Origin of the sequence: Pantoea sp. JZ29 (assembly GCF_035190385.1) — a bacterium.
GTDB classification, from domain to species: Bacteria; Pseudomonadota; Gammaproteobacteria; order Enterobacterales; family Enterobacteriaceae; genus Pantoea; species Pantoea stewartii.
In genome coordinates this window covers 845372-859385 of the sequence record NZ_CP045241.1, presented here as the reverse complement: position 1 = coordinate 859385, position 14014 = coordinate 845372, and the positions used below count along the sequence as shown (strand labels likewise).

The following is a 14014-nucleotide window of genomic DNA, read 5'->3' as shown; positions in this document are numbered from 1 at the left end:
TCTTCTGGGGGACACCATGTCAGAACCCTCTTTACTTCAGCGACAGGCCATTCGTCAGCATGTTCGTCATTTACGTCGCGCCTTAACCCCGGAACAGCAACATACTGCCGCCGAACAGCTTGCGGAACACGTGATTAACTTTGCGCCTGTCTCCGACGCCCAAAACGTCGCGCTGTTCTTATCCGTCGATGGGGAAATTAATACGCGTCCGCTTATCGCAAAATTATGGCAGCAGAACAAACGCGTTTATCTTCCTGTGCTTCATCCCTTCTCTGCCGGTCATCTGCTTTTTCTGCGCTATACGCCAGAAACGCCGCTGAGCCCGAACAAGCTACGTATTCCTGAACCGCCACTTGATATCCGGCATATGGTTACGCTGGACGAACTGGATGTGATGATGGTGCCGCTGGTGGCCTTTGATCGCAGTGGTCAGCGTCTGGGCATGGGGGGCGGCTTTTACGACCGCACGTTACAAAACTGGAAACAGCACGCTTTTTTACCGGTTGGCATCGCGCACGACTGCCAGTTGGTCGATTCGCTGCCTGTGGCGGCCTGGGATATTCCTTTGCCCGCCGTGCTGACGCCGTCAACGCTGTGGTTGTGGGAAGAATAAACCCAGGCACTGTTGTGCGCCTGGGTTGATTATGTCGATAAATCAGTAGAGGAGACGGGCGCGGATAGTGCCAGGGATAGCCTTCATCAGCTGCAACGCTTTCTCTGCCAGTTCATGCTCGGCATCGATATCAATCACCACATACCCCATCATGGGTGAGGTTTGCAGGTACTGCGCGGCGATATTGATGCCCTGTTCGGCAAAAATCTGGTTAATTGCGGTCAGCACACCCGGACGGTTTTCATGAATGTGCAGCAGACGGCTTGCGCTGACGCCGTGCATAGGCAAGGACACTTCAGGGAAGTTCACTGCAGACAGCGTTGAACCGTTATCGGAATATTTCGCCAGTTTGCCTGCTACTTCGATACCAATGTTTTCCTGCGCTTCTTCGGTGGAACCCCCGATGTGTGGCGTCAGAATGACATTATCGAACTCACTCAGTGGCGAGACAAACGGATCGCTGTTTGTGGCTGGCTCAACCGGGAACACGTCAATGGCCGCGCCCCCGACCTGCTTGCTGGCCAGCGCGTCACACAGTGCCGGAATATCCACGACGGTGCCGCGTGAGGCGTTGATTAACAGCGCGCCAGGTTTCATCTGCGCCAGCTCATCAGCAGAGATCATATTTTGTGTCGAGGCGGTTTCAGGCACATGCAGACTGACGACATCGCTCATATTCAGCAACTGCGTCAGGCTTCGCACCTGCGAGGCATTACCCAGCGGCAGCTTATTTTCAATATCGTAAAAATACACGTGCATGCCCAGGCCCTCAGCCAGCACGCCTAACTGCATACCAATGTGACCATAGCCGATAATGCCCAGCTTCTTACCGCGCGCTTCGAATGAGCCTTTAGCAATCTTATTCCAGACACCGCGATGGGCTTTGGCGTTCGCTTCTGGCACGCCACGCAGCATCAGCAGCATTTCGCCAATCACCAGTTCGGCGACCGAGCGCGTGTTAGAGAACGGGGCGTTAAAAACGGGAATACCGCGCTTTGCCGCCGCATTTAAATCAACCTGGTTGGTACCGATACAGAAACAGCCCACAGCGACCAGTTTTTCTGCTGCGGCAAAAATCTCTTCAGTCAGTTGGGAACGGGAACGGATACCGATAAAGTGCGCGTCACGGATGGAAGCCTTTAATGACTCGCTATCCAGTGCGCCTTTGTGGAATTCAATATTGGTGTAACCTGCAGCACGAAGATTGTCCAGCGCGCTCTGGTGGACACCTTCCACCAGCAGGAACTTAATCTTGTCTTTTTCCAGTGAAACCTTTGCCATTTCCCAACCCTATTCAGAATTCAACGAGGACTGAACGCAGTCAGCCAGCAGTCAAAATATCAAAAAAAACGCCAGCAGCAATACAAACGATTGCCTGACCGGCTGGCTGGCTGGATTCAGAAGCCAAACTTTGCCGGACAAAATCGTGGGTTGGCCGCATCGGGGAGAATGAACCCGCTGTTGATGACGCTTATGTGACATAAGTCACCAAATTTCAGCCTGGCGAGAAAAGTTTTTTTTTAATTAAAAAAACGCGGGCGCAAATTATGCGCCCGTCGCGTTATTTTTTCAGCGTTTTGACCCCATCCGGTCCGCCAATCAACGCCACATCGGCACCCCGGGTAGCGAAAAGCCCGACGGTGACGACGCCCGGTAACGCGTTAATGGTTTTTTCCAGCTCAATGGGATCCAGAATACGCAGATTATGCACGTCCAGGATGATATTACCGTTGTCAGTGACGACATTCTGGCGATACTCAGGCAAACCGCCCAGCCTGACCAGTTCACGCGCGACGTAGCTGCGTGCCATGGGAATCACTTCAACGGGCAACGGAAAACGCCCCAGCACGTCGACTTCTTTCGATGCATCGGCAATACAGATAAACTTTTTAGCCACGGCCGCGACGATTTTTTCGCGGGTCAGCGCGGCACCGCCGCCTTTGATCATCTGCATCTGGGGATTAATTTCGTCGGCACCATCAACATAGATGGCCAGGTCATCGATTTCATTCAAATCAAACACCTGAATACCGAGGCTTTTGAGCTTTTGCGTGGAGGCTTCAGAGCTGGACACGGCACCTTCAATCTGGTGTTTGATGCTGCCGAGCGCATCAATAAAATGGGCAGCGGTAGAGCCTGTTCCCACGCCGACGATCGTACCTGGCTGGACATAATCAAGTGCAGCCCAACCAACAGCTTTTTTCAGTTCATCCTGCGTCATGGTATGTTTAGAACCTGTGCGATAAGAAAATGCGCGTAGTATAAAGCAAGGTTTGCTGAAAATGCTCGGATGCATTGGGCGGATTTAATGCTTTGGAAGCCAGCCCACAAAAATACCCCAGACTTTTGCTCAGGCACATTTGTGGCATCGTAACGTCCACCCTGAAGGAGAGAAAAGAATAATGAAACGCCCGGACTACAGAACGCTTCAGGCGCTGGACGCAGTGATACGTGAACGTGGCTTTGAACGTGCTGCGCAAAAACTGTGCATCACCCAGTCGGCCGTATCGCAACGCATCAAACAGCTGGAAAACCTGTTTGGTCAGCCGCTGTTGGTTCGCACCGTGCCCCCTCGTCCCACTGAGCAGGGGCAAAAGCTGCTTGCGCTGTTGCACCAGGTTGAACTGCTGGAGGAAGAGTGGCTGGGGGACGAAATCAGCGGTACGACGCCGTTACTGCTCTCCCTGGCGGTGAACGCCGACAGTCTGGCCACCTGGCTGTTGCCTGCATTAAAAGACGTGCTGGCCGATTCGCCGGTGCGCCTTAACCTCCAGGTTGAAGATGAAACCCGTACGCAGGAACGTCTGAGACGTGGCGAAGTGGTCGGCGCAGTCAGTATCCAGCCCCAGCCTTTACCCAGTTGTCTGGTTGATCAACTGGGCGCCCTGGATTACCTGTTTGTGGCTTCCCGTGACTTTGCCGAGCGCTTTTTTCCCAACGGCGTCACCCGTTCCGCGTTGCTGAAAGCGCCTGCCGTCGCATTTGACCATCTGGATGATATGCATCAGGCCTTTTTACAGCAGAACTTCGATCTTTCGCCGGGCAGCGTGCCCTGCCATATCGTTAACTCTTCTGAAGCCTTTGTGCAGATGGCCCGTCAGGGCTCAACCTGCTGTATGATCCCGCATCTGCAGATTGAGCGCGAACTGGCGAGCGGTGAGCTGATCGATCTGACACCGGGGCTGTATCAGCGCCGGATGTTGTACTGGCACCGTTTTGCACCGGAAAGCCGACTGATGCGTCGGGTAACCGATGCGCTGATTGCGCATGGTCATCGGGTTCTGCGTCAGGACACGATGGAATAGCGGCCAGAGGCGAAAGTGAAGGCCGGATAAACTGGAAGACGGTGCGTGCCAAACGCGACTCTCTGCCGCTACCGGGCAGCATTCCTGGTCTGCTTATTCTCCTGACAAACCGCCCGGAACCGGACAGCCTGTCCGGGCTTCTGCTGAACTAAAGAGAATAATCCCCTGTGCCGCAGCAAGCGTCAGGCGTTGCAGTGAGAGTGTACCCTGCTAAAAGCAGCACGGCTCCATGGCCATCAGGGGCGTGATTTCAGCAGGTGATACCGGGCGCTGAAAAGCGGGAATCAACCAGAGATTGCCCCCGCAGGGATGCGGGGGAAAAGCGCCGCCGGCAAAGGAACAGGCCGACTGCGACAGTCCGTCAGGTTGCTGAGCGATGGAAAGGCACCGCATCAGCGGCGCAAAGCGCACCTGGTAAACACGGCCGCTGATGGCTTCACGACAGCATCGATAGGCTTACTGTGCCGTATTGGGTTTCATCTCAAAAACCACATCAACCTGGTCATCGAAGTTAATGCTTTGCTGGTCGTAGGTTTCCTGCGCGGAAGTATCGGCCGCTGCCGCGGAGGCTTTAAACATGCGATTCATCGGCATAGGCTGGTAGTTAGCGACCTGATAGCGAATGCTGTAGATTGGCCCCAGTTTGGCGTTAAAGCCTTCTGCCAGTTCTGTGGCTTGCTGAGTCGCATTTTTGATGGCGGCTTTCAGCGCCTGCTGCTTGTAGCGCTCAGGATTGGCGACGCCTAACTCGACGCTGCGAACTTCGTTCAGGCCCGATTTCAGCGCGCCGTCAAGCAGCTCATTCAGCTTGTCCAGCTGGCGGACGGTCACCTGAACCTGACGTACCGCACGGTAACCTTTCAACTGCGATTTACCGTCTTTGGTATAATCGTATTCTGGCTGCGTGGTCAGGTTGGCCGCTTCAATATCCTTTTTCTCGATGCCGTTTTTCTGCAGGAAATCAAAATACTGCGCAACACGACTGTCGACCTGTTTCTTTGCCTCTGCGGCATCTTTCGATGAGACATTCACCACAATTGACAGCGTCGCGATATCCGGGCGGGCATCAACCGTCGCTTTGCCTGACGTCACAACATGCGGTCCGTTTGGCAGTTCATCAGCCTGTGCGCTTAAAGGCAATGCCCCTGCGCTCATCATCGCGACAAGCGCCAATGCTTTCAGTTTCATGAAAGTCCTCCTTGAAAGGTCAGTTCGGTGGCTTCGGGTCCGAAGCCGGCACGCGCATCATATTACGCCTTGCTTGGAGTGAAGGTAATGACAAAAGTTCGGAAAACGGGTCTGGATAACCCGTTTTCGTTTACCTTTTGCTCAAAATCCTTTGATGGCCTGCTGTACGAGTTGAAACGCGATAAACCACATGACCGCGCCGACCAGCAGGTTGATGAGGCGTTGCGCGCGCGTTGTCTGCAGTAACGGCGCAAGCCAGGCCGCCAACAGGGCTAAGCCAAAAAACCACAACACAGAGGCACTGACGGTCCCTAGGGCGAACCACTGACGCGCGTGGGTATCAGGAAACTGGCTTCCCAGGCTGCCAAGCACAACAAAGGTATCGAGATAAACATGGGGATTGAGCCAGGTGACTGCCAGCAGGGTAGCAATGATCCGGCCTCGGCTCTGCCGGATATCCAGGCCTGACGCCAGCGCCAGCTCGCGGCGAAAAGCGGTCCGTAATGCGCCCCAGCCATACCAGAGCAAAAAGGCCACACCTGCCCAGGTAATCACGGTCAGCAGCAGTGGCGACTGCTGCAGGATCGCACTTCCCCCGAAAATCCCCGCGCAGATCAGCACAACATCGCTCAGCGAGCAGAGCGTGGCGGTCATCAGATGATAGTGCCGTTTCACGCCCTGATTAAGCACGAAGGCATTTTGCGGCCCCAGCGGCAGAATGAGCGCGGCCCCAAGAGCAAGCCCTTGAAAATAAATCGATAACACGGGAAATATCCTTACATCAGTCAGATGTCAGGCATTATAGGGAAGCCGATATGATTAGCGGAAATGGAAAAAATTAATACGTCATTAGCCATTTTAATGGGCGGCGGCTGCCGCCCATCGGCTTAACGGGTGACCGCAGTTTCCGCGTCAGGTTTGTTCACCTGATGCAGATGGACATCCATCTGTGGGTAAGGAATACCAATGCCTTTGTTATCCAGCGCACGTTTGAAGTTCTTGAGCAGATCCCAGTAAACGTCCTGCAGATCGCTACTGTTGCTCCAGCAACGCACAACGAAATTCAGCGATGAAGCGCCCAATTCATTCAGGCCAATCTGGATGCCACGATCTTTTAAGACACGCTGATCGGCTTCCACCACTTCACGCAGCAGGGCAATCACCTCATCCACATCGGCTTCATAGGCCACGCCGACAATGAATTCATTACGGCGCACGGGTTCACGCGAGAAGTTGATGATATTCCCGCTGATGATTTTGCCATTGGGCACCACCACAATCTTGCCATCCGCCGACCGCAGTGTGGTCGAGAAAATCTGCACATTCAGTACGGTGCCCATCACGCCGCCCAGATCAACAAACTCACCGGTACGGAAAGGACGGAACGTGACCAGCAGTACACCGGCTGCCAGATTGGACAATGAGCCCTGTAGCGCAAGGCCGACGGCCAGACCTGCCGCACCCAGCACGGCAATGACCGACGCGGTTTGCACGCCAACGCGTCCCAGCGCAGCAATCACCGTAAACGCAATGACGCCATAACGAACCAGCGCGGAAAGAAAGTCTGCCACGGTGGCGTCAATATGACGCGCGATGAGCAGACGATTAACGGCGTTTGAAATCACTCTGGCGATGACCATCCCGACAATAATGATGGCAACAGCCGCAACGATATTCACGGCATAACTCAGAATCAGCGCCTGGTTGTGTACTAACCAGCCACCGGCACTGTTGATACCATCCACAACATTCAAGTCTTCCATTTGTAAGCCCTGTTGATGAATCCCCGAGGGGAAAAACAAAAACTGCCAGATGTAATCCGACACCCAGGGATTAAGGGTAATCAATTATTTAGCCTGGTGCCAAATTACATGGCACCATAATGAGGACGGGCAGCCTGAATCGTCGCCACAATGCGTTTGACTCCCCTCGCTTCGCCCTTCCCTGTTGAGAAGTTTTTGAGCATAAAAGGTGGTGAGCGATGCCGCTGTAACCGGACGTCGACTTATCAAAAGCGCAAAGAGAAAGGTGTGCAAAGGCGGGATAAAAAAAGTCCCGATCGGCTGATCGGGACAGAGTCAGTCACGCTGACGTCCTGACGACCTCAGCGCTGAGCAACGCTACTTACAGAACGTCAACGGCGTTGAGTTCTTTGAACGCCTGCTCCAGACGCACCACCATGGATGCCTGCGCAGCGCGCAGCCAGACGCGTGGATCGTAGTATTTCTTGTTCGGCTTATCAGCGCCTTCTGGGTTACCCAGCTGCGCCTGCAGATAGCCTTCGTTCTTTTTGTAGTACTGCAGAATACCGTCCCAGGTCGCCCATTGAGTATCGGTATCGATGTTCATCTTGATCACGCCGTAGCTGATAGACTCTTCGATTTCTGCAGCAGAAGAACCTGAACCACCGTGGAACACGAAATCCAGCGCATTGTGCGGCAGGCCATGTTTTTCACAGACAAATTTCTGGGAGTCACGCAGGATGGTTGGGGTCAGTTTCACGTTACCGGGTTTGTAAACGCCGTGGACGTTACCGAAGGATGCCGCAATGGTGAAACGCGGGCTGATCGCATTCAGTTTTTCGTACGCGTAGTTCACGTCTTCTGGCTGGGTGTACAGGGCAGAAGCGTCCATGTGGCTGTTGTCCACGCCATCTTCTTCACCGCCGGTGCAGCCCAGTTCGATTTCCAGGGTCATGTCGATTTTCGCCATGCGCGCCAGGTATTTGCTGCTGATTTCGATGTTTTCTTCCAGTGACTCTTCAGACAGGTCGATCATATGAGAAGAGAACAGCGGCTTGCCGGTTTTTTTGAAGTGCTCTTCGCCTGCGTCAAGCAGACCGTCGATCCACGGCAGCAGTTTTTTGGCACAGTGGTCGGTGTGCAGGATAACCGGCACGCCATACTGTTCAGCCATCAGATGCACGTGCTGTGCGCCAGAGATCGCACCGAAAATGGCGGCGCCCTGTGGCTTGTCGGTTTTAAAACCTTTACCGGCGATGAACGCAGCACCGCCGTTAGAGAACTGTACGATAACCGGGGCTTTAACTTTCGCGGCGGCTTCCAGCACAGCGTTAATTGAGTCAGTACCGACGCAGTTAACCGCTGGCAGAGCGAATTTATTCTCTTTCGCTACTTTGAAGATCTTCTGAACGTCGTCACCAGTGACAACGCCGGGTTTTACGAAATCAAAAATTTTAGACATGATTGTGTCCTGTTTCGTGACCGGTTATCCCCAACATGGGGACAGCGATTTAAACGCCCGGTATCGGGCGAGTTTTCAGGCAGTGCCGCCAGGCACCGCCCCCAAAGGATTACTGCTTCGCACGCTCTTCCAGCATGGCAACGGCAGGCAGTTTTTTGCCTTCAACGAACTCAAGGAACGCGCCGCCGCCCGTCGAGATATAGGAGATTTTGTCTTCAATGCCAAACAGATCGATAGCAGCCAGCGTATCACCGCCACCTGCAACAGAGAACGCGTCACTGTCTGCAATCGCGTTAGCGACAATCTCGGTGCCTTTACGGAAGTTCGGGAACTCAAACACACCAACCGGGCCATTCCACAGAATGGTTTTCGCATTCTTGAGGATGGTTGCCATGGCCTGAGCGGTTTCGTCGCCGAAGTCCATAATCTCTTCGTTATCTGCCACTTCCGAAACCTTTTTCACGGTTGCCGGGGCAGTTTCAGAGAATTCCGTGCCAACGCGTGAGTCGGTTGGGACAGGAATACCGTACTGATCGCGCAGGCCTTTTGCCGCTTCAACAAAGTCTGGCTCATACAGCGATTTACCCACTTTGTTATCGATAGCGACGAAGGTGTTCGCAATGCCACCGCCGACAATCACGGTGTCCGCAATCTTGACCAGCGACTGCAGCACATCAAATTTGGTTGAGACTTTAGAACCACCGACAACGGCCACCAGCGGACGCTCAGGGTTTTTCATCACTTTACCCAGCGCGTCCAGCTCAGCCGACAGCAGCGGGCCCGCACAGGCGACAGGCGCAAATTTACCCACGCCGTGTGTAGAGGCCTGGGCGCGGTGCGCGGTGCCAAAAGCATCCATCACGAACACGTCACACAGTGCTGCGTATTTTTTTGCCAGCGCTTCGTCGTCTTTCTTTTCGCCTTTGTTAAAGCGAACGTTTTCCAGCACAACCAGCTCGCCCGCGCCGATATCGACGCCGTCAAGGTAGTCTTTCGCCAGCGTTACCGGGGTGCCGTTCAGTTTTTCTTTCAGGTAGTTCACTACAGGCAGCAGTGAGAATTCGTCGTTGTATTCACCTTCGGTCGGACGACCCAGGTGAGAGGTAACCATCACTTTAGCGCCCTGCTTCAGGGCTGCTTCGATGGTAGGCAGAGACGCACGGATACGTGCATCTGACGTCACTTTCCCTTCTTTTACCGGCACGTTGAGATCGGCGCGGATTAGAACGCGTTTGCCAGCAAGATCCAGATCGGTCATCTTAATTACGGACATGGTGAACCCTCTCGTTGATTCTCATAAGTTTTGCCAGACGCAAACCGCGTCTTACCTGAAACCGCTTGCGGCCATCGCTAACGTCGTGTCGATCATTCGGTTAGCAAAGCCCCATTCGTTGTCGCACCAGACCAGGGTTTTGATCAGATGCTGACCGCTGACCCGCGTTTGTGTACCGTCCACAATGGCACTGTGCGGATCATGGTTGAAATCTATTGAGACTAACGGCAACTCCGTATAGTCAACTATACCACGAAACGCCCCTTCTGCCGCGCTCAGCAACAAGGCGTTAACCTCACAGGCCTTAACCGGCTGACGCACAGAAACGCTGAGATCAATGGCGGTCACGTTGATCGTCGGCACACGCACTGCAATGGCTTCAAAGCGATCGTTAAATTTCGGAAAAATACGCGTAATGCCTGCCGCCAGGCGCGTGTCCACCGGAATAATAGACTGACTGGCTGCACGCGTGCGGCGCAGATCGCTGTGATAAGCATCGATCACCTGTTGATCGTGCATCGCCGAATGGATCGTCGTCACCGTGCCCGACTCAATCCCAAACGCATCATCCAGCAGCTTAATCACGGGAATAATGCAGTTGGTGGTGCAGGAGGCATTCGAGACAATACAGTCCGTTTGTTTCAGTTCCTGCTCGTTAACACCGTACACGACGGTGGCATCAAGATCGTGACCACCCGGATGGGAAAACAGGACTTTTTTAGCGCCAGCGCGCAGATGAGCTTCACCATCCTGGCGGGAACCATAAACGCCGGTACAGTCCAGTACCACATCGACATTGAGTTCGCGCCAGGGCAGCGCGTCCAGTCCGGCGTGGTGCAGAATACGAATAGTATCTTCTCCCACCCACAGCAGGTCCCGCTCCTGGCGAACATCCAGTGCAAAACGGCCATGACTGGTGTCGTATTTTAATAAGTGCGCCATGCCTGCGGCTTCCGCCAGCTCATTAATCGCCACCACGGTGATTTCAGCACGGCGTCCCGTTTCATACAGTGCACGCAACACGTTGCGTCCAATGCGACCAAAGCCGTTTATTGCAACCCGAATGGTCATCTTTCTCCTGCCAAACCAGACTGAAAAAAAGGTGCAGATAGCCTGAGCGTTTCACCACGTTTTGTACAGGAGATTCTTACCCGATGCAGGGTGAACGCGCCATAACTGAAACGGTTCAGCGAGAATAATAGAAGTGAGGAATAACAGGAATGACTGCGATCAAGCGAGCTGCGAATTTTTGGATCTGCATCACATAATTGAGCAAAAATGAGCGATTACTCCAGGAATAATTGCGTCAGTCAGGGGGCAGAAAGCGCCCCCTTTTTATTGCTATCCTGACGCGCAGGCACGCGTCAGGACTGTGGCATTACGCCAGCAACGCTTTTGCTTTTGCGACAACGTTGTCGAGCGTGAAACCAAACACTTCGAACAGCTTCTCAGCAGGAGCCGACTCACCAAAGGTGGTCATCCCAACAATAGCCCCGTTCAGCCCGGTGTATTTAAACCAGTAATCGGCGATACCAGCCTCAATAGCGACGCGCGCCGCAACGGCTTTTGGCAGAACAGATTCACGGTATTCTTCGGACTGTTTATCGAAAGCATCGGTCGATGGCATAGACACCACGCGCACCTTGCGACCTTCTTCGGTAAGCTTCTGGTAAGCCGCGACGGCCAGTTCCACTTCGGAACCTGTGGCAATCAGAATCAGTTCTGGCGTGCCTGCGCTGTCTTTGAGGACATAACCACCGCGGGCCACGTTGGCCAGTTGCTCGGGTGTACGCTCCTGCTGTGCCAGGTTCTGACGCGAGAAGATCAGGGCGCTTGGGCCGTCTTTACGCTCAATGGCATATTTCCACGCCACGGCAGATTCAACCTGGTCACACGGACGCCACAGGCTCATGTTCGGCGTCGTGCGCAGGCTTGCCATCTGCTCAACAGGCTGGTGCGTCGGGCCATCTTCACCCAGACCGATTGAATCATGGGTATACACCATGATCTGACGGATCTTCATCAGCGCAGCCATACGTGCCGCGTTACGCGCATATTCCACGAACATCAGGAAGGTTGCGGTATAAGGCAGGAAACCGCCGTGCAGGGCCAGACCGTTAGCAATCGCGGTCATACCAAACTCCCGCACACCATAATGGATGTAGTTACCCGCAGCATCTTCATTGATTGGCTTAGAGCCCGACCAGATAGTCAGGTTACTGGGTGCCAGATCCGCTGAGCCGCCCAGATATTCCGGCAGGATCTTACCAAACGCTTCAATCGCATTCTGCGAGGCTTTACGGCTGGCAATTTTCGCCGGGTTCGCCTGCAACTGCTCAATGAATTTTTGCGACTCTTGCTGCCAGTTAGCTGGCAGTTCGTTGCTCATGCGACGTTTGAATTCGGCAGCCAGTTCCGGGAAGGCTTTGGCGTAAGCGGCAAATTTTTCATTCCACGCGGCTTCTTTCGCCTGGCCCGCTTCTTTAGCATCCCACTCGGCATAAATCTCAGACGGGATAACAAATGGCGGATACTCCCAACCCAGTTGCTTACGGGTCAAGGCCACTTCGTCGTCACCCAGTGGCGCGCCATGTGAATCATGGGTGCCCGCTTTGTTTGGTGAACCGAAACCAATCACGGTTTTGCACATCAGCAGTGAAGGCTTATCGGTTACGGCTTTCGCTTCTTCGATGGCTTTCGCGATCGCATCCGCGTTATGCCCATCCACACCGCGCACCACATGCCAGCCATAGGCTTCAAAACGCTTAGCGGTGTCATCGGTAAACCAGCCGTCGATATGGCCATCGATTGAAATACCGTTATCGTCATAGAAGGCCACCAGCTTACCGAGCTTCAGCGTACCGGCCAGTGAGCAGACTTCGTGTGAGATGCCTTCCATCATGCAACCATCGCCCATAAACACCCAGGTGTTATGGTCTACGATGTCATGACCCGGACGGTTAAACTGCGCCGCTAATGTGCGCTCAGCAATGGCAAAACCCACGGCATTGGCAATGCCCTGGCCCAGCGGACCGGTGGTGGTTTCCACACCAACGGTGTAGCCGTACTCAGGGTGCCCCGGGGTTTTAGAGTGCAGCTGACGGAAGTTTTCCAGTTCGCTGATGGGCAAATCGTAACCGGTCAGATGCAGCAGGCTGTAGATCAGCATCGAACCGTGACCATTCGACAGCACAAAACGGTCGCGGTCAGCCCACAATGGGTTAGTTGGATTATGATTCAGGTAGCCACGCCATAACACTTCGGCGATATCCGCCATGCCCATAGGGGCACCCGGATGTCCCGATTTAGCTTTTTGCACTGCATCCATACTTAACGCGCGAATGGCATTGGCAAGATCTTTACGAGAGGGCATCTTCTACTCCATTTCGGATTAACGATTTGCGCCTTAACCTTTTGTAATTAATCAGTTATCGGGCAAAGCGAGGGGAAACTTTCACAACAATGTACATGAAAAACGGCCTAAAAGTAATGTCGTAAAACGCGAAATATGCCCGGCGCGTTTGGCTTTTCCGGTAATGTCTGCTAGCAAAACGGTTTACCGCCGACTATAACCAGTAAGTTCGATCACCAGCCACCGCGTCAGGTGATTGTTTTTTATCTTGTTACTATTGGGAAGATGGAATGAAAATTCAGAAAACGGTACTGGCTTTGGGGATGATCGCGCTGTTAAGCGGCTGCGAGGGGATGAATAACAACGGCCTGCTGCAGTCAGGTGCACAGGCTTTCCAGGCTTACACATTAAGCGATGCCCAGGTGAAGCAGTTGAGCGATCAATCCTGTGCCCAGATGGACAAAGACAATCAGGTCGCGCCGGCGAACAGCGAATACCAGCAACGTCTGAATAAAATCGCGGCCGCACTGGGCGACAACATTAACGGTACGCCGGCTAACTATAAGGTCTACCAGACCAAAGATGTGAATGCCTGGGCGATGGCCAACGGCTGTATTCGCGTTTACAGCGGCCTGATGGACATGATGAACGACAATGAAGTGGAGGCGGTGCTGGGGCACGAAATGGGTCACGTCGCGCTGGGCCATACACGTAAAGCGATGCAGGTTGCCTTTACCACGACCGCCGCGCGCACCGCTGCCGCGTCCGTAGGAGGCATCATTGGCTCGCTGTCGCAGTCACAACTGGGCGATATGGGCGAAAAACTGGTGAATGCGCAGTTCTCCCAGACTCAGGAAACGCAGGCGGATGACTACTCTTACGATCTGCTTAAAAAAAGGGGAATTGACCCTGTCGGATTAGCGACCAGCTTTGAAAAACTGGCGAAACTGGAACAGGGTCGCCAGAGCTCTATGTTCGATTCGCACCCTGATTCTGAAGCCCGCGCACAACACATTCGCGATCGTATCGCGGCAGACAGCAAGTAAGCCTGAATCAGCGGGATAACGCTGTGTTATCCC

Annotated in this window: 12 protein-coding genes; 3 read left to right on the top strand and 9 right to left on the bottom strand. The window is 53.8% G+C overall.

Annotation, left to right across the window (positions count from 1 at the left end; all coding sequences use genetic code 11):
• The first annotated feature begins 16 nt into the window (after positions 1-16).
• Positions 17-613 carry a 5-formyltetrahydrofolate cyclo-ligase gene (locus GC090_RS04135; RefSeq protein ID WP_324020916.1) on the top strand — a complete coding sequence of 199 codons (597 nt, stop codon included), beginning with the start codon at positions 17-19 and terminating at the stop codon, positions 611-613.
• A 42-nt stretch (positions 614-655) separates the two neighbouring features.
• Here GC090_RS04135 and serA read toward each other — a convergent pair whose 3' ends face one another.
• Together serA and rpiA are read right to left on the bottom strand one after the other, a co-directional pair.
• Positions 656-1894 (bottom strand): phosphoglycerate dehydrogenase, encoded by a 1239-nt coding sequence (gene serA / locus GC090_RS04130; RefSeq protein ID WP_006120831.1) that lies wholly within the window; start codon positions 1892-1894, stop codon positions 656-658.
• Between the two features lie 280 nt (positions 1895-2174).
• Positions 2175-2834 (bottom strand): ribose-5-phosphate isomerase RpiA, encoded by a 660-nt coding sequence (gene rpiA, locus GC090_RS04125; protein WP_033739634.1) that lies wholly within the window; start codon positions 2832-2834, stop codon positions 2175-2177.
• Between the two features lie 181 nt (positions 2835-3015).
• On the opposite strand from rpiA, the gene GC090_RS04120 reads away from it, so the two are divergent.
• Positions 3016-3918, top strand: a complete 903-nt coding sequence (locus tag GC090_RS04120; RefSeq protein ID WP_006120833.1) for a LysR family transcriptional regulator ArgP — start codon at positions 3016-3018, stop codon at positions 3916-3918.
• 456 nt (positions 3919-4374) lie between these two features.
• Here GC090_RS04120 and GC090_RS04115 read toward each other — a convergent pair whose 3' ends face one another.
• The 7 genes from GC090_RS04115 to tkt all read right to left on the bottom strand — a co-directional run bounded on the left by GC090_RS04115 (position 4375) and on the right by tkt (position 12956).
• Positions 4375-5106 carry an oxidative stress defense protein gene (locus GC090_RS04115; protein ID WP_006120834.1) on the bottom strand — a complete coding sequence of 244 codons (732 nt, stop codon included), beginning with the start codon at positions 5104-5106 and terminating at the stop codon, positions 4375-4377.
• 141 nt (positions 5107-5247) lie between these two features.
• A complete protein-coding gene (gene argO / locus GC090_RS04110; protein WP_172913409.1) occupies positions 5248-5871 on the bottom strand; it encodes an arginine exporter ArgO in 624 nt (207 codons plus the stop codon).
• Between the two features lie 122 nt (positions 5872-5993).
• Positions 5994-6869 carry a small-conductance mechanosensitive channel MscS gene (mscS, locus tag GC090_RS04105; protein WP_006120836.1) on the bottom strand — a complete coding sequence of 292 codons (876 nt, stop codon included), beginning with the start codon at positions 6867-6869 and terminating at the stop codon, positions 5994-5996.
• A gap of 361 nt (positions 6870-7230) precedes the next feature.
• Positions 7231-8310: a class II fructose-bisphosphate aldolase gene (gene fbaA, locus GC090_RS04100; protein ID WP_039339288.1), complete on the bottom strand. Its 1080-nt coding sequence runs from the start codon at positions 8308-8310 to the stop codon at positions 7231-7233.
• A 109-nt stretch (positions 8311-8419) separates the two neighbouring features.
• Positions 8420-9583, bottom strand: coding sequence for a phosphoglycerate kinase (gene pgk, locus GC090_RS04095; RefSeq protein ID WP_033739641.1), 1164 nt, complete (start codon positions 9581-9583; stop codon positions 8420-8422).
• A gap of 51 nt (positions 9584-9634) precedes the next feature.
• Positions 9635-10654 carry an erythrose-4-phosphate dehydrogenase gene (gene epd, locus GC090_RS04090; protein WP_033739643.1) on the bottom strand — a complete coding sequence of 340 codons (1020 nt, stop codon included), beginning with the start codon at positions 10652-10654 and terminating at the stop codon, positions 9635-9637.
• 307 nt (positions 10655-10961) lie between these two features.
• Positions 10962-12956, bottom strand: a complete 1995-nt coding sequence (tkt, locus tag GC090_RS04085; RefSeq protein ID WP_006120840.1) for a transketolase — start codon at positions 12954-12956, stop codon at positions 10962-10964.
• A 269-nt stretch (positions 12957-13225) separates the two neighbouring features.
• On the opposite strand from tkt, the gene GC090_RS04080 reads away from it, so the two are divergent.
• The gene (locus GC090_RS04080; protein ID WP_006120841.1) at positions 13226-13981 is read left to right on the top strand and encodes a metalloprotease LoiP; all 756 of its coding nucleotides are present in this window, start codon (positions 13226-13228) and stop codon (positions 13979-13981) included.
• Positions 13982-14014 lie beyond the last annotated feature (33 nt).

Coding starts and splice junctions, on each gene's coding strand:
- rpiA (WP_033739634.1), bottom strand. CDS start 2,834: ATGACGCAGGATGAACTGAAAAAAGCTGTTGGTTGGGCTGCACTTGAT.
- tkt (WP_006120840.1), bottom strand. CDS start 12,956: ATGCCCTCTCGTAAAGATCTTGCCAATGCCATTCGCGCGTTAAGTATG.
- pgk (WP_033739641.1), bottom strand. CDS start 9,583: ATGTCCGTAATTAAGATGACCGATCTGGATCTTGCTGGCAAACGCGTT.
- GC090_RS04115 (WP_006120834.1), bottom strand. CDS start 5,106: ATGAAACTGAAAGCATTGGCGCTTGTCGCGATGATGAGCGCAGGGGCA.
- GC090_RS04080 (WP_006120841.1), top strand. CDS start 13,226: ATGAAAATTCAGAAAACGGTACTGGCTTTGGGGATGATCGCGCTGTTA.
- mscS (WP_006120836.1), bottom strand. CDS start 6,869: ATGGAAGACTTGAATGTTGTGGATGGTATCAACAGTGCCGGTGGCTGG.
- serA (WP_006120831.1), bottom strand. CDS start 1,894: ATGGCAAAGGTTTCACTGGAAAAAGACAAGATTAAGTTCCTGCTGGTG.
- GC090_RS04135 (WP_324020916.1), top strand. CDS start 17: ATGTCAGAACCCTCTTTACTTCAGCGACAGGCCATTCGTCAGCATGTT.
- fbaA (WP_039339288.1), bottom strand. CDS start 8,310: ATGTCTAAAATTTTTGATTTCGTAAAACCCGGCGTTGTCACTGGTGAC.
- GC090_RS04120 (WP_006120833.1), top strand. CDS start 3,016: ATGAAACGCCCGGACTACAGAACGCTTCAGGCGCTGGACGCAGTGATA.
- epd (WP_033739643.1), bottom strand. CDS start 10,654: ATGACCATTCGGGTTGCAATAAACGGCTTTGGTCGCATTGGACGCAAC.